Origin of the sequence: Streptomyces cyaneochromogenes (assembly GCF_003963535.1) — a bacterium.
Classification (GTDB): Bacteria; Actinomycetota; Actinomycetes; order Streptomycetales; family Streptomycetaceae; genus Streptomyces; species Streptomyces shaanxiensis.
Genome location: NZ_CP034539.1, coordinates 10,266,541 through 10,286,450 on the forward strand (window position 1 = coordinate 10,266,541; position 19,910 = coordinate 10,286,450).

Below are 19,910 nucleotides of genomic sequence, written 5' to 3' on the forward strand. Positions count from 1 at the left end.
TTCTGCACGAGTCGGCGTGCGGTGCGCTGTTCCGCACGTCTGCCGGGCGCCGTGTGATCGTCAGCCGCACCGCGTCGTTCGCCGGTGCCCTCAGGCCATGGCCAGCACGGCGGAGATCAGAGCCCGCAGGCAGACCCTTTCGGCCTCCTCGTCCGGCAGTGAGAGGTGCTGCATCGTCAGCCCGTCGAAGCCCGCGAGGAAGAACCTCGCGATCGTCTCGGCGGGCTGGGCGAGCTGGTGGCCGGCGCGTTCGGCGGCCTCGCTGATCAGCTTCGCCGTCACGGCCAAGATGCCGCGGTAGTGGCTTTGCAGCGCCTCCTGGAGATGGGGCGTGCGCAGGGCGAACATGGACAGTTCCGTGAGGAGCTGGTACGACGCCGGCTGTTCGAGCACGGTGTGCCACAGGGCCTCGGCGAGCGTGACGATCGTGTCCTCGAAGGCCGCGTCCGTGGGCGCCGCCCGCTCCACCTGGGTGACCAGGTCCTGGGTGAGCTGCTCCATGACGGCCCGGTACAGATCCTCCTTCGTGCCGAAGGTGTAGTGCACGGTCGCCTGGGCCACGCCGAGCTCGGCGGCGATGGCGCGGGTGCTGCCGGCGGCGACGCCCTCCCTGGCCATGAGGTCGATGGCGGCCTTGATCAGTTGGGGGCGGCGCTCCGCCGCGGATACATGAGCCATGGCGCCATCCTATGCGACTCAGTCTGTCGAACAGGTCGCTCGACAAGGTTTGGTTTCCGGGCCCTGGATCGGCCAGACGTTCCAAGGCTTCCGAAGGTTCCGTCAATCGACTGTGTCGGTCAACACGATCGACCGACATTGTCGACTGACAATGTCGCCTGTACGGTTCTTGCCAGCGACAGCCTGCGCCGAACGAAAGGCAAGCTCATGACTCACGAGACCCTGCGCGGCATCACCGAGCCGATCCCTCAGCGCCCCGCCCTGCCCCTGGTCGGCCACGCCTTCGACATCCCCGGTGGCGCCGACGGCCTGCTCTACGTGATGAAGGAAGCCAGGGAGCTGGGGCCGCTGTTCAAGCTCCGCGTCTTCGGCAACGAGATCAACTTCGCCTCCGGCCTCGACCTGGTCACCGAGCTGGCGGACGAGAGCCGGTTCCGCAAGAACGTGCACCCCGACCTCGTGATCCTTCGCGAGATCGGCGGCGACGGGCTCTTCACCGCGTTCAACGACGAGCCCAACTGGCGCAAGGCGCACGACATCCTGATGCCGGCCTTCTCGCTCGGCGCGATGCGCGGCTACCACTCGACGATGCTCAAGGTGGCCCGGGAACTGATCGGGAAGTGGGACCGGGCGGCCGGGACGGAGCCCGTGGACGTAGCCGGCGACATGACGCGGCTGACGTTCGACACGATCGGCCTGTGCGGATTCGGCTACGACTTCAAGTCCTTCGGCAGCGAGGAGTCGCACCCCTTCGTCACCGCCCTGTCGCGAGCGCTCGGCTTCGCCCAGGCGAAGGGGGAGTCCATCCCTGGCGCGGACCTGTTCAAGTGGAAGCAGGCCGAGCAGTTCCGCGCCGACGTGACCCTGATGAAGGACCTGGTCGACGACGTGATCCGGGAGCGCCGGGCCTCCGGAGACCCGAGCACCGACGACCTGCTCGGGCGCATGCTGCACACCCCGGACGCGGTAACGGGCGAGCCCCTGGACGACGTCAACATCCGCTACCAGGCGATCACGTTCCTCATCGCCGGGCACGAGACCACCAGCGGGGCCCTGTCCTTCGCCCTCTACTACCTGACCAAGCACCCCGAGGTCCTCGCCCGCGCCCAGGCCGAGGTCGACGCCCTGTGGGGCGACTTGGACGCCCCCGCGCCCGACTACGGGGACATCGGCAAACTGACGTACATCCGCCAGGTGCTCAACGAGGGCCTGCGGCTGTGGCCGACGGCGCCCGCGTACGCCGTGGAGCCGCTTCAGGACACCGTCATCGGCGGGAAGTACGCCGTGCGCAAGGGCGAGTCGATCCAGGTGCTCATCCCGCAGCTGCACCGGGACCCCGCCTGGGGCGAGAACGTCGAACTGTTCGACCCCGACCGGTTCCTGCCCGAACGGGAGGAGGAGCGGCCGGTCCACCTGTTCAAGCCGTTCGGCAGCGGCGAACGCGCCTGCATCGGCCGCCAGTTCGCGCTGCACGAGGCGACGCTGGTCCTCGCCCTGGTGATCCACCGCTACCGCCTGATCGACCACACCAACTACCAGCTGAAGATCAAGCAGTCGCTCACCCTCAAGCCCGACGAGTTCACGCTGAACCTGGCCCGGCGCACCAGCGGGGAGCGCCGCCTGCCCACCGCCGCGCCCGTCGCCGCGAGCAGCGCTCCCGCCGGTCAGGACGGGCCCGGCGTCCGGCGCGCCACCGGCACCGCGCTGACCCTCCTGCACGGCTCCAACCTGGGCACCTGCGCGGGCATCGCTCGCGACCTGGCGGCGGACGGCGACGAGCACGGCTTCGCCCCGTCCGTGGCTCCCCTCAACGATGCCGTGGGCAAGCTGTCCCCGGGTGACGGACCGGTGGTGATCGTGGCCGCGTCCTACAACGGCAGGCCCACCGACGACGCCACGGAATTCGTCGCATGGCTGGAGGGCCTGGAACCCGGCGCGCTCGACGGCCTTCGGTACACCGTACTCGGCGTCGGTGACCGCAACTGGGCCGCCACCTACCAGCGCATCCCCACCCTCATCGACGAGCGGCTCACCGCCGCGGGCGCCACCCCGCTGCTGGAGCGCGCCGCCGCGGACGCAGCAGGCGACTTCGCCGGCACCGTGGACCGGTGGACCGGCGACCTGTGGACCGCCCTTCTGGAGCGGTACGGATCAGCCGTACAAGCGCAGGAGACCGAGCCGGCCGCCGAACAGGAGACGGGACTGTACGAGCTTCAGGACGCGACCGACTCGGTCATCGGCGGCCTCGCGGCACGCCACGGCGTACAGCCGATGGAAGTGCTCGACGCGTACGAACTCGTCGACATGAACAACGGGTTGGGCCGCTCCAAGCGATTCCTCAGGCTGCGGCTTCCCGAGGGCGTCACCTACCGCACCGGCGACCACCTGGCCGTCCTCCCCAGCAACCCGGACGCCCTCGTACGCCGGGTGGCCGACCGCTTCGGCCTCGACCTGGACCGCACCGTGCGACTGCGCGCCCGCCGCCGCAGCCGGGGCGCCCTGCCCGTCGACCGGCCGCTGACCCTGCGCCGCCTGCTGACCGACTTCGTGGAACTGCAGGACGCCGCCACCCAGGAGCAGGTCGCCGTGCTCGCCGAGCACACCGCCTGCCCGCCCGAGAAGCGGCCCCTGGCCGACCTCGCGGCGGCGGACGAGGAGGCCTTCCGTGAGCAGGTGACCGCCGCCGGACGCAGCGTCCTGGACCTGCTGGAGCGCTACCGCGCCTGCGAGCTGCCCTTCGAACGCTTCCTGGAACTGCTGCCCGTCCTGCGCCCGCGCCACTACTCCATCTCCTCGTCCGCCGAAGCCGCCCCCGGCGAGGTCGACCTGATGGTGTCGCTGCTCGCCGCACCGCACCGCCGCGGGGAGGGCACCTTCCACGGCATCGCCTCGCACTACCTCCAGACCGTGCACGCCGGCGACATCGTCCAGGCCAGGGTGCTGCCCTGCAGTGAAGCCTTCCGCCTGCCGCAGGACGAGTCGGTGCCGGTGATCCTGGTCAGCGCGGGCACCGGTCTGGCGCCGTTCCGCGGTGCGGTCCTCGACCGCCACCACACCCGGTCGACCGGAACGCTGCTGTGCTACTTCGGCTGCGACCACCCCGAGGTCGACTACCTCCACCGCGCGGAGTTCGAAGCGGCCGAGGCGGCCGGAGCCGTCAGCATGCGACCCACCTTCTCCTGCGCCCCCGAGGACGGTGCCCGCTTCGTCCAGGACCGCATCGCCAAGGAGAGCGACGAGGTCTGGGCGGTACTGGAGTCCGGCGGGCGCGTCTACGTCTGCGGAGACGGCCGTCGCATGGCCCCGGCGGTGCGGGAGGCGTTCAGGGAGATCTACCGCGACCGCACGGGCGCGGACGGTGACGAGGCCACGGCCTGGCTGGCCGCTCTGACCGAGTCCGGCCACTACGTGGAAGACGTCTGGGCCGGCTGACCACCCCATCGCGATGGCAGGCGTCCATCGAACCGAACCTGACTCGTGAGGCTCTCATGCTTGTTGCACACTCGGCGCTGAGCCGAGGAACGCTGGTAGTCCCCAACTCCTCGCAGAGGAGCGCCCGGTGAACGCGCGAAGCGCCTCCGCCCTGACCTTCGGTATGGCGGTGGCGCTCATCGCCGGAGTCACCCTCGGCAACGGCGGCGCGAACGTGATGCCGGTCTTCGTCGACGACTTCGCTTCACGCTTCGGGCTGTCGGACTCCGGCGCCGGGCTCGTGGCCGCTACCCAGCTGATGGCGACGGCGGTGGTGACGCTGTTGCTGGCCAAGCGGGCCGCGCGGCCGGGGCGGGTGCGGATGACCCGTCTCGGCCTGGCCGTCTCGGGAGTCGGCTTCCTGGGAGCGGCAGCGGCCGGCGACCCGGTGACCCTGATCCTGGCCAACCTGGTTCTCGGCGCGGGGCTCGGCGCGGTCTACGCGGCGGCCACGGCGGCGCTCGCCGCCACCGACGACGCCGACAAGGCGTCCGCGGTCACCATCTGCGGTGTGGTCGGCGTGACGGCTCTGCTGATCATGGGCGTCCCCGCGGCCAACCACGACCTCGGGGAAGGCACCGGCTTCCTGCTCATGGCGCTGTGCTGTCTCGCCGCCTGGCCACTGACACGCCAACTCCCCGACGGCCCTACCGGTCCCGCGACACCGGGCGCCGCCTCCGCCGGTACGGGAGAGACACCCGCCGCCAAGCCGACGGTGGTTCTGCTCCTCGGAACCGCGCTCCTGTGGACCGTCACCCAGGGCGCGTGGTCGTACGCCTCGGTCCTGGGCCGCCAGCACACCGGGATGTCCCACTCGGCCGTATCGGCCGTACTCGCGATCTCCAGCGTCGTGGCGCTCGTCGGCGCGGTGGTGGGGCCGGTGGCGGCGCGGCGCTTCGGGCGCATGAGGTCGATGGCCGTCTTCGTCACGGCGCAGGCCCTCGCGATGGCGGCCCTGGTCCTCACCCACGACCCCGTGCTCTTCACCGTCGCGGCCGTCCTCTGGCAGGCCTGCCAACTGGCCGTCCTGGTGCAGATGCTCGCCGCCGCCGCGCTCATTGACCCGACCGGACGCCTGGTCGCCTCCCTCAGCGGCGCGGGCGCCCTGGGCACCGGCATCGGACCCCTTGCCGTCGGGGCCGTCCTCGACGCCGCCGGGGCCGACGTACTCGGCATCGTCCTGGCCCTCGGCACCGTCGTCGCCTCGCTGCCCTTGCTCCGGATGACGGTGGCCGGCACGGAGGCATCGGCCGAGAGGGGGCTCGAGACCTCCTCGTGAACGCTGCCACCGCCCCCTGTTCTGCGTCAGGGAGCGGTGGCAGCTTCATGGCGTCGAGCGTCTGTCAGGTGACGTCCCTCAGGACATGACAAGACCCGGGATCGAGACGCCGCATCACGGAGCGCAAAGCTTCTGACGGTGCAGGTCGCCGGGGTGCGTCTGAACTGCTCGCGCCGGCGCAGACACTCCAGGCTCTGCCATGGCACCCCGGCCTCGATCCGGGCCGGGGCAGTCTGGTCTCCTCGGCCAGGTCCTCCTCGCTAGCCGGCCATCCGCCGCTCCGTGGCCGCCAGATACTCCAGCAGCGTCTGGCGGGACTGGACGAGCGTGTCGATCTGCTCGCCCAGTCCGGCGATGCGTGCCCGTAGCAGCTCCAGGGTCTCCGGGCAGGGCTTCAAGTCGGGGGCCGCGCCGGTGACGCACGGTTGGAGGTACCCGATCTCCTGGGTCGACAGCCCGGCGTCGAGCAGTTTCCTGATCTGGGCCACGGTCAGCACGGCGTCGTGGCCGTACTCGCGGTAGCCGTTGTCGCCGCGGTCGGGCTCCAGCAGGCCCTGGGCCTCGTAGTACCGCAGTTGGTGCGGGTTCACCCCAGTCCGCCGACTCAGCTCCCCGATCAGCATGCGAGTTCCCCCTTGACCTTCATATCGGTGTGAACGTTGACGATTGTGCCACCGATCAGAGAAGGAGCACATGATGCCCGCTGGTACACCCGTCACGGTTCTGGGACTCGGACTTATGGGCTCCGCCCTCGCCGGGGCGTTCTTGCGCGCGGGTCACCCGACGACCGTGTGGAACCGCACGAGGGCCAAGGCCGACGACCTCGTGGCTCGGGGCGCGACGCTCGCCGAGTCTCCGGCGGCCGCTATTGCGGCCGCCCCGCTCGTGGTGGTCTGCGTGTCGGACTACGACGCCGTGGCGGACGTCCTGGACGGACCGCTCGACGGTCGGGTTGTAGTGAACCTGACCTCGGGCGCGCCCTCGCGTGCCCGAGCGCTCGCGGAGGAGGTGGCGCGCCGCGGCGGCGGCTACCTCGACGGCGGGATCATGGCCGTCCCGGAGATTGTCGGTACGGCCGAAGCCGTGCTCGCCTGCAGCGGGCCGCGAGCGCTGTACGACGCCCACGAGTCGACGCTGGGCAGTCTCGGCACGGGTCTCCACCTCGGCGACGACCCCGGACTGTCGGCCACGCACGAGATGGCCACACTCGTCCTCATGTGGAGCATGCTCGACGGTTTCCTCAACGGTGCCGCGATCCTCGGCAGGGCCGGTGTGCCCGCCACGGCGTACCTCCCCATCGCGCAGACGGCGATCGAGATGGTGGCCGGCTGGCTGCCGGACTACGCGCGGCAGGCCGACGACGGCATCTACCCGGCCGACGACGGCACTGTCGACACCCACCTGGTGGCGATGGCGCATGTGGTCGAGGAGAGCGAGTCGCTCGGTGTGAACGCCGAGCTGCCGAGGCTGCTCAAGGCACTGGCCGAGCGAGCGGCGACCGCGGGTCACGGCGCCAGCGGGTACGTGGCGCTGGTGGAGCAGTTCCGCAAGCCATGAGTCGTGCGATGGCGGCCGGGTCATCCACCTGGCAGCCGCAGGGGCTTGAGGCCGCCCAGCCCGGACGGACCGGAGCAGCGACTGTGTCGGAGCTGCATGGCGCGGCTTGGAGCTGTCCGGGCGATCATGTGACTGCCGGTGAGCAATGGATGTTGTGGCCGGTGGCGGGACCACCGGCAGGTGATCGACGGAATCTTGCACCGGGGGGCGGACCGGCGTGCAGGGGCGGGATCTTCCCGAGCAGTACGGTGCCTGGAAGACCGTCCATGAACGCCACCGCCTGTTGTCGGCCTACGGCACGTGGGAGCGTCTGCTGATGTGCGGCTGGCTCGAAACCAAGTCGTGAGCGGCCGCCCTCTGCTCTGCGCCGAGAAGCAGCTCCAGCACGGCGTCACCGGCTGACGAGGTGAGCCAAGGTTCCTGATCCACGCCGTACCGCCCATCAAAAAACAGTGCTGGTCAGAGCCCTCAGCCCGAACCGGCGACCAGCGCCTCGCCGAGCGGGGTGCGCCGGTAGAGCACCGACCGTCCGGACCGGGCACGGACGAGCAGCCCCGCACCTCGCAGGATGGCGAGGTGGTCTCCGACCGCGCCGGGTGCCATGGCGAGGGTTCGGGCGAGGTGGCTGGTACTGGCCGGGGCGTCCAGCGCCAACAGCAGCCGGGCTCGGGCCCGGCCGACCAGAGCGGTCAGTGCGTCCGGTTGGGGGACGGTCGCCTGTTCGTCCCACAGGGCGGCGGTGCCGCGGGCACGATAGACCAAGGTCCTGGGCCAGGGTTCTTCCAGGTGGGCGGCGATATTCGCGACGAAGACCGAAGGGATCAGCAGGAGCCCGTCGCCGGCGAGGCGGACGTTTCCGACTTGGGGGAAGTGGCCGATCTCGATACCGCCGGCGCGCCAGGCGATGCTCGGGTGCAGGCTCTCGATGGTCGTGGCCCATCCGTGTTCGCCGATCACACCCACCCGGTGCACGACATCGCGCTCACAGATCGCGCGCAGTTGCGGCCAGTCAGTGGCGAGCAGCTCGTGCCACGCCTGGTCCATCGCCTCGGCGATCCTGGAGACGGCGTCCGTGGAGTCCAGCACTGCGCGTACGCGGGGATCACGGGCGGACGGGCTGGTCGCGGTGGTGGCGAATTCGTGGCGGGCCGCTTCCAGCGGTGTGGCCCGGATCATGGCCAGGTCGTCTGCCCAGGTCTGGTTGAGGCCGCGCGGGGGCGGGGCGACGAAGTTCGGTCCGCCTTGCGGGGTTTGCAGGGCGAGGGCTGCGTCCAGTTCGGTCTCGCGGCGAAGCCGTTCAAAGGCTGGCCGGAGCCGGGTGGCCCAGGCTCGCGGCAGCGGCCGGTCGTGGCCGGCGAGCGAGCGCAGCAGCAAGCAGAGGTCCAACGCGGGCGACAGTGCGAAGCGGCTGCGCAGCAGGTCCTCGACGGAGACTTCGAAGCGGAGCACCCTGCGATGCTAGCGCCGGACGTCTGTTCCGATTCGTCCAGCGACGAATCATTGGTGGGTGGCGTGGGCGCACGGCGAGGCTCGGCGTCATGACCCCAACCGCCGGGCCCGCGCAGGGCAACCACCGTGCCACCTACCGGGAGGTGCTGGCCGAGCCGCGATTCCGGCTGCTCTTCTCGACGCGCGCCGTCGCGATCACTGCGGGCTCGCTGCGGATCACCACGTTCTCGGTGCTGGTCTTCGCGACCACCGGCTCCGCGCTGTTGAGCGCACTGGCCTTCGGCATCGGCTTTCTCCCGCAGTTGTTCGGCTCGCTGCTGCTGGGCTCACTGGCCGACCAACTGCCGCCCCGCGCGCTCATCGCCGGCGGCTACGCCTTGGAAAGCGCCGCCGCGCTGCTGCTCGCCCTGGTGCGGATGCCGATCGCGGCAAGCCTCGGTGTCGTGGCGCTGGTCGCTCTCGCCGCACCGGTGTTCGGCGGCGCGTCGAGTCGGCTGGTCGCGCAGTGGCTGGAAGGCGACGCCTATGTACTGGGCCGTTCACTGAACAACATCGCCTCCTCTGGCGCGCAATTGTTCGGTCTGGCGCTGGGAGGCGCGGTCGTCGCGGTACTCGGCCCGCACCGGGCCCTCGCGGTGAGCGCCGCCCTCTACCTCGGCTGCGCGTTCGCCATCCGCATCCGGCTACCCCGGCTGCAGCCGGGAGAGTTCGGCGGCACACCCGGCAGCGCTCGGGGCGATGGCGGGGCCGTCCGTGCAAGCCTGCACGGTGCCGTCCTGCTGCTGCGCGGACACACGGTACGACGACTGATGCTGGCCCAGTGGCTACCGCCCGCGTTCGTAGCGGGCGCGGAAGGCCTGATCGTCGCCTACGCGGGAGGACGCCGCTTCGCGCCCGGCTGGTACGCGGTGCTGATGGGCTGTCTGCCGGTCGGCATGCTCGTCGGTGACCTGCTGGTGGGTCGACTGCTACGGCCACCCATCCGGGAGCGACTGGTAGTCCCTTTGATTGCGCTGACGGGGCTGCCGCTGGTCGGCTTCGCCACCGAGCCCGGAGTGGGGGTCTCGTCCTGTCTGCTGCTGCTCTGCGGCTTCGGATTGGCCTACGGCCTCGGCCTGCAACGGCCGTTCCTGGACGCCCTGCCGCAGGATGGCCAAGGCCAGGCCTTCGGTCTGCTCGGCTCCGGCAGCATGACGCTGCAGGGCGTCGGGCCGGCCTGCTTCGGCTCGGTGGCCGCAGGCATCGGAACAGGCGGCGCAATCGCCCTGGCAGGTGGCGCGGCGGTGCTTACCGCTGGCTGGATACTCACCTGGCACCCGCCCATGTTAGGACTCCTAAGCCTCGGCTCTGCCGGCCATTGCGGACCACGTACGGGATCTTGAGACCACGAACAGCCCATGGAAGGTTCACGCCACATGATCGATGAATTCGCGAAGGACAACCTGCACGGGAGACTGCGGCGGGACCGCGAGGCGCTGCTCTGGAAACTCGACGGCTTGTCCGAATACGACGCCCGCCGACCTTTGACAGCGACCGGAACCAACCTCCTCGGCCTGGTCAAACACGTGGCCACCGTCGAGGCCAGGTACTTCGGCGAGGTCTTCGACCGCCCTTCCCCGGAACCGCTGTGCCGGTGGCAGGACTCCGACGGCAGCGATCAGTGGGCGACCGAGGACGAGACCCGCGATCAGATCATCGGGTTCTACCGGCGCACGTGGGAACACTCGGACGCGACGATCAACGAGCTTCCCCTCGACGCCCCCGGCCACGTGCCATGGTGGGCGGAGCCTTCTCCCAACACGAACCTGTTCGCCGTCATGCTCCATGTCCTCAGCGAGACCGTTCGGCATGCCGGGCACGCCGATATCCTGCGCGAGGGCCTCGACGGCCGGACCGGGGTGCGCGCCGAACACGAGCAGCCGATCGACGAGGAAGCCCGTGCAGCCTACTGCGCGAAGATCGAGCAGGCCGCCAGGTCGGCCGCATCAATCAAGGCTTAGTCGGGCATATCGGGCAGCCTGGCATCAGCTCCCTACCGGCGCTTACGATTCCCGAGCACCCGGCCACCTGATGTGCCCGCGTCACCCGATGTGGGTGTTCAGTCCGCGCCGTCGTCGTCCTCGTCCAGCTCGAGCGCGTCCGCGTCGCTCAGCGGGCGCAGGGCGCCGGCGGCCGGGGTCGATGCGGTGAAGCTGTAGCGGCCGAGCAGGTTCAGGTTGCGGTGCTTGAGAGGGGAGCCGGGTGATGCCCTCCTCGCGGATCGCGTGGCCCTCGGCCTGGTAGCTGGGCGACGGCGGCGTCGACGTAGCCTTTGCGCAGGCGGACCGCCTGACTGTCGCTCTGCTCCGGAATCGTGTGCCCGATGCCACGGCGCCGCAGGTACTCGCGGCACGGGTTGTTGCTGTACCCCTTGTCGGCCGCGATGCTGTCGGGCTTCGTGCGCGGCCGACCCAGACCGACCCAGACCGACCCGCGGAAACGCGGTCCGGGCACCGGCCGCGTGCTGATGAGCCCGCACGATGGCGGAGTCGACCGGGAGGTCCCAGTCGATCTCGCCCGCGGCGTCGGCCGAGGCCTGGACCTGCTACAGCAGACACTCCCACGTGCAACCGTTCCCACTCGGCATCCGTCAGATCGCCCCGCCGCATGCCCAAGCGACTCGCGCCCATCTGGGCCAGATGGTGCGGATGTTGGGGTCGTCGGGGTCCTCTTCTGGTGCGGCAGGAGGATCCCGGCGATGAAGTTCTCGACGCGGTGGTGCGCCGTGTCGGAGAACGCCCGCTCGTAGCCCATCGTGGGGAGACCCGACCGCGGCGTCGGCGGCCCGGGGGCGCGGGGTGAATGGGACGGCCGCCTGGACGGCGCTGGACGGGTCGTCCACGCCCCCGTTCCCTTCCAACTCCGGGAGGTCGCTGGTACCGGGGTCCCGCTTGCAGAAGGCCGCGCCGAAGGAGCGTGGGATGCCCGGCCGGACCCGAGTGTCCCCACCCGTCAGGCTGTCGGTACGGCCACGAACTCCAGTCACCCGCGGGCCAGGGCCGCGATGGCGGAGAGCAGTGCCTGGAGCCGGGCGGGTTCGGTCGTCGCGTCCGGAAGCGCCAGGTGCTGCATCGTCAGTCCGTCCAAAGTGGCCAGGAAGAACCGGGCGCTCGCCTCCGGCGTGTGCCGGCGCGGCGCCGTCACAGCGACTCGGTCAAGTGAGCAAGCCATTCGATCAGGTCCCCGCCTTGGCGGCCCGGGCAACAGCGGCCTCGCTCTGGCCGCTGCGGTCCCCTCCATGGCCGCAGGGGTCAGTTCCCGCCGGCCGCCCGGTGCATAGGTTCCCCGCAACACCTGAGAAATCCGAGAAAGGAGGCGGACTGGTGAGTGCGAACCAGTACGACACCTGTGTGATCGGTGCCGGCCCCGCGGGACTGGCGGTCGCGAGGGCGTTGGCCGAGCGCGACCTGCCGTATACCCACATCGAGCGCCACACCGGGCCGGGCGGGCTGTGGGACATCGACAATCCGGGCAGTCCGATGTACGAGTCGGCCCACTTCATCTCCAGCAAGACCCTCTCCGGCTTCGGCGGCTATCCGATGCCGGACCACTTCGCCGACTACCCGCCGCACCGGCAGATCCTGTCCTACCTGACGTCGTTCGCCGAGGCGTACGGGCTGCGGGAGCGGATCGAGTTCGGCACCGAGGTCCGCGGCGTGGAGAAGAACCCGGACGGCACCTGGACGGTCACCCGGTCCGACGGCCGGGCGAGCATGCACAGGCACGTCGTCGTGTGCACGGGCGCGCAGTGGAACCCCAGCATCCCTGATCTGCCGGGCGACTTCACCGGCGAGATCCGCCACACCGTCACCTACCGCAGCAGCGCTGAACTGCGGGGCAAGCGGGTGCTGGTGGTGGGTGCGGGGAACTCCGGGCTGGACATCGCCTGCGACGCCGCGCGGTCCGCCGAACACGCGGCGATCAGCATGCGCCGTGGTTACTGGTTCATACCCAAGCACCTGTTCGGCCGCCCCGTGGACACCATCGCCGCGGGCGGACCCCACCTGCCGATGTGGCTGCAGCAGAAGCTGTTCGGCGGCCTGCTGCGGCTCATCAACGGCGACCCGCGCAGGCTCGGTCTGCAAAAGCCCGACCACAAGCTGTTCGAGACCCACCCGGCCATCAACTCGCTGCTGATCCACCACCTCCAGCACGGGGACATCACGGCCAGGCCCGGCATCGCGCACACCGAGGGCAGCACGGTGCACTTCACCGACGGCACCAGCGACGACTTCGACCTGATCCTGCTGGCCACGGGATACGTCCACAAAGTCCCCGTCGCGCAGAAGTACTTCGGCGACGAGCAGCACCCCGACCTCTACCTGTCCTCGTTCTCCCGCGAGCACGAGGGCCTGTTCGGTGTCGGTTTCGTGGAGACCAACTCCGGTGCCTACCAACTCTTCGACAGCCAGGCTCAGTTGATCGCCTCCTTCATCCGGGACGCGCGGGCCGGGCTGCTGACCGCTGAGCGGTTCGCCCGCCTGATCCGCGGCGACCGGCCGGACCTGTCCGGCGGACTGAAGTTCGTCGACTCGCCGCGCCACACCGGCTACGTCCACAGCGAAGCCTTCGTGAAGTACCTCGGCAAGGTCGCCGAAGGGATGGCCTGGCGTACCGCGGGACTGCCGCCTCGGGCAACGTCCGCGCGACAGGAGGCGGTGGCGTCATGACGTACGACTTCCGTGACAAGGTCATCCTGGTGACCGGCGGCGCCGGAGGCATCGGCAGCGCCCTGTGTCTCCGCTTCGCCGCGGGCGGTGCCCGTCTCGTCGTGGTCGACATCGACGAGGTGCGGGCCAAGCGGACCGCTGCCGAGCTGCCCGGGAGCGGGCATGCCGGGCTGGGCTGCGACCTGCTGGACCGCCTCGCGGTGGAGCAGATGCTCGATGGCGTCGCGGCCACCCACGGACGTATCGACGTCCTGGTGAACAACGTGGGCATGACCAGCTCCGAACGGTTCGACGTGCGCAGCGTCGAGAGCATCGAGCGGGAGATCGAGCTCAACCTGATCTCCCCGCTGGCCACCACCCGGATAGCCATCCCGCTGCTGCGAGCCTCCGGCGACCCCCGCGTGATCACGACCGTGTCCCTCGGCGGGATCTTCCCGCTGGGCGAGACCCCCATCTACACCGCCGCCAAGTTCGGGCTGCGGGGCGCGATGCTCGCCATCGGGCTGGACCTGGGGGACAAGGGCATCAAGGCGGGTTCGGTACTGCCGTCGGCGACCGACACGCGGATGCTCCGCCAAGAGGCCGTCGAGGGCGGGAACTCCATGCAGTTCCAGGACGCGCCGCAACAGCCGTCCGATGTCGTCAGGGCGGTCGTGAGCCTGCTGGACAAGCCTCGCCTGGAGGCATACGTCAGGCCCGGCGAGTCCCGGCTGGTGCGGTTCGCGATGCTCGCGCCGAATCTGCTGCCCAGGCTCTTTCCGCTGTTCCGCAAGCGGGGCGAGCGGGGGATGGCCCGCTATCTGGAGGACCTGCGCCGCAGAGGACTGGCCCGCCAGGCCGCCGGCGGCCGGTGGGAGCTGGTGGAGGAAGCATGAGGGGGACGCACATCACCGGTAACACGGAGACGCTCGACGTCGTCAATCCCGCGACGGGCGAGCTGATCACGACCGTAACCGCGGCGAGCGAGCAGGACGTCGCTTTCGCCGCCGAGCGGGCGCACAAGGTCTTCGAGAGCGGCGTCTGGGCCGGCCGCTCCCCGCGGGAGCGGGCCGCTGTCCTGCTGCGCCTGGCCGACCTCATGGAGCGCGACGCCGAGCTCCTGGCCCGGCTGGACTGCGAGGACGCCGGCAAACCGATCACGGAGTGCCGCACGGGCGACGTACCCGGGGCCATCGAGTCGATCCGCTGGTTCGCGGAGGCGGCCGACAAGGTCTTCGGCCGCGTCGCCCCCACCGGTCACGACAGCCTGGGCCTGGTGAGCCGGGAACCGGTCGGGGTGGCCGCCGCGATCCTGCCCTGGAACTACCCGCTGGCGATGGCCGCCTGGAAGGTCGGGCCCGCGCTCGCCGCGGGCAACTCCCTGCTGCTCAAGCCCGCCGAGGCCACTCCGCGTTCCACTTTGCACCTGGCCGCACTGGCCGCCGAGGCGGGCCTGCCGGACGGAGTGCTCACCGTGCTGCCCGGCCACGGCACCGTCACCGGTACGGCGCTCGCCCGCAACCCCCTCGTGCGCGCCCTGTCGTTCACCGGATCCACTGCCACCGGACGCCGCATCCTGGCCGGTGCGGCGGAGACCAACTTCAAACGGGTCTCCTTGGAGATGGGCGGCAAGAGCCCCCAGGTCCTGATGGCGGACGCGCTCGATTACGGCGACGAACTGATCGACAACATGATCGAGGCCGCGTTCCTGACCATGGGGCAGAACTGCACCGCCGGTTCCCGCGTCCTGGTCCACCACAGCATCGCCGAAGAGGTGCTGGACCGGTTCACCCGGGCCGCGAAGAGCCTCACCATCGGCGACCCCGCCGACCCACGCACCCAGGTGGGGCCGCTCATCAGCCGTGCCGCCTTCGACCGGGTCGCGGCGGCGGTGGACGGCGCCCGCTCCGCCGGAGCCCACATCCACACCGGCGGGCTGCCGCACGGGCTGCCGCCGCGCGGCGCCTACTACCCGCCCACCGTGATCAGCCGGGCCCCGGCGGGCAGCGACGTGCTCACCAAGGAACTGTTCGGCCCTGTCGTCACCGTCCAGACCTTCACCTCGGAGGACGAGGCGCTGAGGCTGGCGAACGCCACCGAATACGGGCTCGCCGCCTCGGTGTGGACCCGCGACCTCGACGCCGCGCTCCGGCTCGCGCAGGGCGTCGAAGCCGGGGTGGTCTCCGTCAACGCCTACAGCGAAGGCGACATCACCACACCCTTCGGCGGGTGGAAGCAGTCGGGGTTCGGCGGCGCGGAGAAGTCCACCGACGCCTTCGCGCAGTGGACCAGGGAGAAGACCATCTGGATCCGCACGCGGTGACTCGGTGACTCGGTGACCCGGTAACCCGGTTGGCCCGCCGATGCGCGGGCACTCCCGTCACGGTTCCGCGCCCTCCTCGCGCAGCCGCGCCGGGGGCACCCCGTGCCAGCGGTGCACCGCACGCCGCAGCGCTCGCACGTCGGAGAAACCCGCCTGCCGGGCGATGTCCCGCAGGGTCAGCTCGGGTCGGCGCAGCAACTGCTCGACCCGCTCGCGGCGCACTCCGTCGACGACCGCCTCGTACGTCGTGCCGCACTCGGCCAGCCGGCGACGAAGCGTGCGCTCACTGGAAGCGCGGCGTCGGGCCTGCTCGACGAAGGACGGCACGTCGGGCAGGCTCTGCGCGATCGAGATCTCCAGCACCTCCAGCAGGTCCTGCTGATCGCGCCTCGACGCCACCTGCTCCTCCAGGAGTTCCACGACGGCGGTGTAGGTGACCCGGTCGTGGCCCGGCATCGGCCGCCCGGCCCATGCCGTCGGGAACACCAGGCGGTTGTGCGCGGCGCCGAACCGCACGGGGCAGCGGAACAGGTCGGTGAACGGCCCGATGCGGCGTGGGGCGGGGAAGGCGAACTCGACGCTCTGCGGGGCGAACTCCTCCCCTGAACTCAACCGTGTGAGGGCGACGACACTGGCGAACGCCTCCTCCGCCAGGAAGACCGCGACCGCCGGATCGAGGGCGGGGTTGGGCAGCTCGGCCCGCAGCACGTAGCCCGCTTCCTCCTGCCCCGCCGACCAGACCACCATCGCCCCGGAAAGGTTCTGAAAGCGCACGCCCGTCTCGATGGCCTCCCGCAGCGTCCCCGCGGCCATCTGGGCGAACCCCAGCAGGCCCCAGGAGGTCAGGTGCTGCGCGGCACCCACCCGCAGGCCCAGATGGGGGTCACCGGTGAGCTCCAGCGCACGCCGGATGACGGCACTGCCCTGGCGGTAGGAGACCCGCAGCGCCGCCGAACGCATCATCGCCTCGTCCAGCCCGACCCGGCTCAGCTCGGGCCGCAGGTCGACTCCGTACCCGTCGGTGACCGGCGTGAGACAGCGCAGGATGTTCGGCGGGATGGTCGCCGAGGTGCTGCGGCTGGTTCCCGGCGACAGTGCCGGGGCGGGGCTTTCGGACATGGCGTTCCTCGTGACCGGGCTTTGCTCGCTGCCCACACACTAGAAGGGTTCTCGCCCGAGGCCGCCCAGGAGCATCCTGACTCTGATCGGCCTCAGTCCGTGCTGAGGGGAATCCGCAGCCGTACCTGGTAGCCGCCCTCCTCGGAAGGGCCCGACTCCAGGGTGCCGTGCAGGAGGTCGGCCCGTTCCCGCAGACCCACGAGGCCCTGCTGTGAACCGGGGAGGGAGAGGGAGGGGCGTGTGGGCGGTGTGTTGGTGACGGTCACTCCGACGGCGTCGCCGTCCTGCCACAGCTCGATGCAGGCCGTGGCGCCGGGGGCGTGCTTGCGGACGTTGGTCAGCGCCTCCTGGACCGTGCGGTAGATGGCCCGCTGGGCGGGTGTGCCCACGGCGGGCGCAAGCTCACCCTTCAGTGCCGCGTGAGTGCCGCTTGATTCCACCAGTTTGCGCAGGTCGGCCAGGGTGGGCTGGGGAGTCAGCTCCGTTGCTTGGCCGCCGGAGGCGCGCAGGAGCGTGACCATGGTGCGCAGTTCGTCGAGGGTGGTGACGCTCAGCGAACGGATGGTTCGGGCGGCCTCTTTGGCGTCCGTGTCGTTGGTGGCGACCTGCAGCGCTCCGGCCCGTACGGCGATCAGGCTGACCTGGTGGGAGACGACGTCGTGCATTTCGCGGGCCAGTTGGGCGCGTTCGCGTGCCAGCACGGCCTGCGCGTGCAGTGCTCGCTCGTGCTCCCTGACCTCCTCGATCTCGGCCAGCCGCCGCGCCAAGTCCCGTCGTGTCTGGACGAGTTGACCGAAGAGGACCGGGGCGGCGGCGGTCGCCAGGCTGTACACGAAGAGGATCAGCGTCATGGTCCGGCCGGCCTCGGTGAGGTTCTCCACCGGCCACGGAGTGCTGCTCGCGACGGCGGTCAGGGCGACGCCCACCGCCAGGAGACGACGGTTCCGGGAGCGCTCGGCCAGGGTGAACAGGGCCACCACCGGAGCGACCGCGACATCCTGCGTCAGCGCGACCGGCAGGGTGAGCAGGAAGACGCCCAGCGGAAAACGTCGCCGGAAAGCCAACGCGGCGCAGCCGATCGCGGCCAGCGAGACACCGAGGCGCGTGTCGTCCCACAGGTTCAGCCACACGTCCACGGCTGCCGCCGCCACCAAGGCGAGGTCGACCACAGGCGCGGGCACACGCTTCCACAGCTCGCGGGTGCGGCTCATCGCCCGGCCTCCGACCGCGGGCGCCCGTCGAGCAGCCCGGCCCGCTGCGCCAGCAGCGCGGCCTGCACCCGGCTGCTCACCCGAAGCTTCGTGAGGATCGCGCTGACGTGGTCCTTGACCGTGCCCGCGCCCAGGTGGATGCGCGCCGCGATCTCGGCGTTCGACAGCCCTTCCGCCACCAGGACGAGTACGTCGCGCTCGCGGGCGGTCAGCAGGCGCACGCGGGCAGCCTCCTCGTCGACGGCCGTGTCGGTGCCGGGGTGGCTGTGCAGCAGGGTCCGGGACGCCTTGGGGGAGAGCACCACGCCGCCGGCGGCCAGGGTGCGTACCAGGTGGGCGAGCTGGTCCGGTTCGGTGTCCTTGAGCAGGAAACCGGCCGCGCCACTGTGCAGCGCGGTCAGGATGTACTCGTCGGCGTCGAACGTCGTCAGCATCGCCACCACCGGCGGATCCGGCATGGTGCGCAGTTCGCGCAGGACGGTGAGCCCGTCGACGTCCGGCATGCGGATGTCCAGCAGCACCACGTCGGGCTGCTCCCGGCGGACGGTCTCGACGGCGTCGCCCCCGCTCGCGGTCGCGACGACCTCGATGTCGTCGGACGCGCCCAGGATGAGCCCGAAGCCCGAGCGGACCAACGCCTCGTCGTCCACCACCACAACCCGCACCACCCGGTCCACGCGCGCTCCGCCTCACCTTCGTCCCTGCCGTCCGGCCTTGCCGCCTCGACTCTAGAGCCCCGAAGAGCCCAGGTGGCCGGGCGAGCGGCGGCTCCAGCCACCCGGCGGGGTATCACCGTCCGGTCGGCAGGGGCAGCGCAGCCTTTCGCCGGATAACGCGTGGCCGGCCCGTCTTCCAGCCTCATAGGCATGACACAGCACTCGAACACCGTGATGCTCCCGGCCGGCGCGGAGTCGCCGACCCGCGACAGGGGTGTACCCGCCGACGGCACACCCGGCGTGGGTCGGCTGATCGGCGTGGACCTGGCCCGTGGCCTCGCTGTCTTCGGTATGTACGCGGCCCATGTCGGGCCCGACCCGAGCGAGGGCGGAGTGACCGGCTTTCTGATGGAGCTGTCCCACGGACGCTCCTCCGCCCTGTTCGCCTTCCTGGCGGGCTTCGCCGTCGTGCTCATCACCGGGCGGCGTACGCCGAAGACCGGCCGGGCCGGACGCCAGGCCGTCGCCAAGGTGATCATCCGGGCGGTGATCCTGCTCGCTCTGGGCACGGCGTTGACCATGACCGGCACCCCGGTCGAGGTGATCCTCGCCTTCTACGGCGTGTACTTCCTGATCGTCCTGCCGCTGTACCGGCTCAGTGCCGGCCCTCTGGCAGTGATAGCAGCGGGCACGGCTCTCGTCCTGCCCCAGGTGCTGTACGTGGTGAATCCGGCGCTCGGCGGCGACGGATTCCCCACGCCCGGTGAGCCCGACGGCCCGCTGTCCCTGCTCTTCACCGGAACCTATCCGGCCCTGACGTGGATTCCGTTCGTCCTCGCGGGCATGGCCGTCGCCCGTCTCGACCTGGCAGCCACCGCCGTACGCCTGCGCCTCGCGCTGACCGGCATCGTGCTCGCGGTCATCGGCTACGGAGGGTCCTGGCTGGCCCTCCACCTCGTGCCGGGTGCGCTTTCGGCGCTGAGCGCATCCGGGTGGGGCGGGGACCCGGCGAGCGCGTGGTGGAGCGACACGGCCGGTTACGACTTCGGTGACACTCCCTACTGGCTGCTGGCGGCCTCCCCGCACAGCGAGACGACCCTGTCGATCGTCGGCAGCACCGGCGTGGCGATCGCCGTCGTGGCGGCCTGCCTCGCCGCCATGGACGCCTTCCCCCGCCTGCGCCGCCTGGCCGGGCCGGTCATCGCGGTCGGCTCCATGTCGCTGACGGCCTACGTGCTCCACATCGTCGGCATCCAGCTCTTGGGCATCGAGGAACTGCCCGGCTCGCCCCTGCATGTGCTGGTCGGCTTCATCGTGGGTGTCATGGCGTTCGCGGTGCTCTGGGCGCGGTACTTCGAACGAGGCCCGCTGGAGTGGCTGATGGCGAAGGCGACCGGCATCGCACGCCACATCCGGTGAACGGGACACCGGCGAACTCGCCCGCGGCAGAGCGCGGTGCCCGCCCGGGAGCCTCCCCGG

At 70.7% G+C, this 19,910-nt stretch carries 17 protein-coding genes and 1 pseudogene; 10 read left to right on the forward strand and 8 right to left on the reverse strand.

Translation table 11 applies throughout. The features are described 5' to 3' along the window. Nucleotides 1–90 precede the first annotated feature (90 nt). Complete coding sequence (locus EJ357_RS46015) at nucleotides 91–678, reverse strand: TetR/AcrR family transcriptional regulator (protein ID WP_126398603.1); 588 nt, start codon at nucleotides 676–678, stop codon at nucleotides 91–93. Nucleotides 679–885: 207 nt separating this feature from the next. On the opposite strand from EJ357_RS46015, the gene EJ357_RS46020 reads away from it, so the two are divergent. Together EJ357_RS46020 and EJ357_RS46025 are read left to right on the forward strand one after the other, a co-directional pair. After that, entirely contained in the window at nucleotides 886–4,110 is a 3,225-nt protein-coding gene (locus tag EJ357_RS46020; RefSeq protein WP_126398605.1) for a bifunctional cytochrome P450/NADPH--P450 reductase, read from the forward strand. Between the two features lie 127 nt (nucleotides 4,111–4,237). Further along, nucleotides 4,238–5,428, forward strand: a complete 1,191-nt coding sequence (locus EJ357_RS46025; protein ID WP_126398607.1) for an MFS transporter — start codon at nucleotides 4,238–4,240, stop codon at nucleotides 5,426–5,428. Between the two features lie 260 nt (nucleotides 5,429–5,688). Here EJ357_RS46025 and EJ357_RS46030 read toward each other — a convergent pair whose 3' ends face one another. Next, entirely contained in the window at nucleotides 5,689–6,051 is a 363-nt protein-coding gene (locus EJ357_RS46030; protein WP_126398609.1) for a MerR family transcriptional regulator, read from the reverse strand. A gap of 70 nt (nucleotides 6,052–6,121) precedes the next feature. Here EJ357_RS46030 and EJ357_RS46035 point away from each other — a divergent pair, with 70 nt between their 5' ends. Both EJ357_RS46035 and EJ357_RS50905 read left to right on the forward strand, forming a co-directional pair. Continuing rightward, complete coding sequence (locus tag EJ357_RS46035; RefSeq protein WP_126398611.1) at nucleotides 6,122–6,985, forward strand: NAD(P)-dependent oxidoreductase; 864 nt, start codon at nucleotides 6,122–6,124, stop codon at nucleotides 6,983–6,985. A 217-nt stretch (nucleotides 6,986–7,202) separates the two neighbouring features. After that, nucleotides 7,203–7,331, forward strand: coding sequence for a transposase (locus EJ357_RS50905; RefSeq protein ID WP_126398613.1), 129 nt, complete (start codon nucleotides 7,203–7,205; stop codon nucleotides 7,329–7,331). Nucleotides 7,332–7,453: 122 nt separating this feature from the next. On the opposite strand, the gene EJ357_RS46045 is transcribed toward EJ357_RS50905, so the two are convergent. After that, nucleotides 7,454–8,434, reverse strand: coding sequence for an ArsR/SmtB family transcription factor (locus tag EJ357_RS46045; RefSeq protein ID WP_126398615.1), 981 nt, complete (start codon nucleotides 8,432–8,434; stop codon nucleotides 7,454–7,456). Nucleotides 8,435–8,523: 89 nt separating this feature from the next. On the opposite strand from EJ357_RS46045, the gene EJ357_RS46050 reads away from it, so the two are divergent. Further along, nucleotides 8,524–9,816 carry an MFS transporter gene (locus EJ357_RS46050; protein ID WP_126398617.1) on the forward strand — a complete coding sequence of 431 codons (1,293 nt, stop codon included), beginning with the start codon at nucleotides 8,524–8,526 and terminating at the stop codon, nucleotides 9,814–9,816. A 33-nt stretch (nucleotides 9,817–9,849) separates the two neighbouring features. Continuing rightward, nucleotides 9,850–10,434 (forward strand): DinB family protein, encoded by a 585-nt coding sequence (locus tag EJ357_RS46055; protein ID WP_126398619.1) that lies wholly within the window; start codon nucleotides 9,850–9,852, stop codon nucleotides 10,432–10,434. Between the two features lie 98 nt (nucleotides 10,435–10,532). Here EJ357_RS46055 and EJ357_RS50910 read toward each other — a convergent pair. Beyond that, nucleotides 10,533–10,741 (reverse strand): annotated as a pseudogene (locus EJ357_RS50910) (hypothetical protein); the annotation flags it as partial. A gap of 714 nt (nucleotides 10,742–11,455) precedes the next feature. Then, nucleotides 11,456–11,617, reverse strand: coding sequence for a hypothetical protein (locus EJ357_RS48760; RefSeq protein WP_175647773.1), 162 nt, complete (start codon nucleotides 11,615–11,617; stop codon nucleotides 11,456–11,458). A gap of 179 nt (nucleotides 11,618–11,796) precedes the next feature. On the opposite strand from EJ357_RS48760, the gene EJ357_RS46070 reads away from it, so the two are divergent. From EJ357_RS46070 to EJ357_RS46080, 3 genes are read left to right on the forward strand one after another with little or no spacing between them, the layout of a single operon-like run. Next, a complete protein-coding gene (locus EJ357_RS46070; RefSeq protein WP_175647774.1) occupies nucleotides 11,797–13,143 on the forward strand; it encodes a flavin-containing monooxygenase in 1,347 nt (448 codons plus the stop codon). Further along, nucleotides 13,140–14,018: an SDR family NAD(P)-dependent oxidoreductase gene (locus EJ357_RS46075; protein WP_126398626.1), complete on the forward strand. Its 879-nt coding sequence runs from the start codon at nucleotides 13,140–13,142 to the stop codon at nucleotides 14,016–14,018. The genes EJ357_RS46070 and EJ357_RS46075 overlap by 4 nt, the downstream gene beginning before the upstream one ends. Beyond that, on the forward strand, nucleotides 14,015–15,445 hold the full coding sequence (locus tag EJ357_RS46080; RefSeq protein ID WP_126398628.1) for an aldehyde dehydrogenase family protein: 1,431 nt from the start codon (nucleotides 14,015–14,017) through the stop codon (nucleotides 15,443–15,445). The genes EJ357_RS46075 and EJ357_RS46080 overlap by 4 nt, the downstream gene beginning before the upstream one ends. 57 nt (nucleotides 15,446–15,502) lie before the next feature. Here the strand turns inward: EJ357_RS46080 and EJ357_RS46085 are convergent, their stop codons facing one another. From EJ357_RS46085 to EJ357_RS46095, 3 genes are all read right to left on the reverse strand, one after another. Continuing rightward, the gene (locus EJ357_RS46085) at nucleotides 15,503–16,564 is read right to left on the reverse strand and encodes an AraC family transcriptional regulator (RefSeq protein WP_126398630.1); all 1,062 of its coding nucleotides are present in this window, start codon (nucleotides 16,562–16,564) and stop codon (nucleotides 15,503–15,505) included. Nucleotides 16,565–16,656: 92 nt separating this feature from the next. After that, on the reverse strand, nucleotides 16,657–17,775 hold the full coding sequence (locus EJ357_RS46090) for a sensor histidine kinase (protein WP_126398632.1): 1,119 nt from the start codon (nucleotides 17,773–17,775) through the stop codon (nucleotides 16,657–16,659). Continuing rightward, the gene (locus EJ357_RS46095; RefSeq protein WP_175647893.1) at nucleotides 17,772–18,443 is read right to left on the reverse strand and encodes a response regulator; all 672 of its coding nucleotides are present in this window, start codon (nucleotides 18,441–18,443) and stop codon (nucleotides 17,772–17,774) included. The genes EJ357_RS46090 and EJ357_RS46095 overlap by 4 nt, the downstream gene beginning before the upstream one ends. A 198-nt stretch (nucleotides 18,444–18,641) precedes the next feature. On the opposite strand from EJ357_RS46095, the gene EJ357_RS46100 reads away from it, so the two are divergent. Continuing rightward, nucleotides 18,642–19,850 (forward strand): DUF418 domain-containing protein, encoded by a 1,209-nt coding sequence (locus EJ357_RS46100; protein ID WP_126398636.1) that lies wholly within the window; start codon nucleotides 18,642–18,644, stop codon nucleotides 19,848–19,850. Nucleotides 19,851–19,910 lie beyond the last annotated feature (60 nt).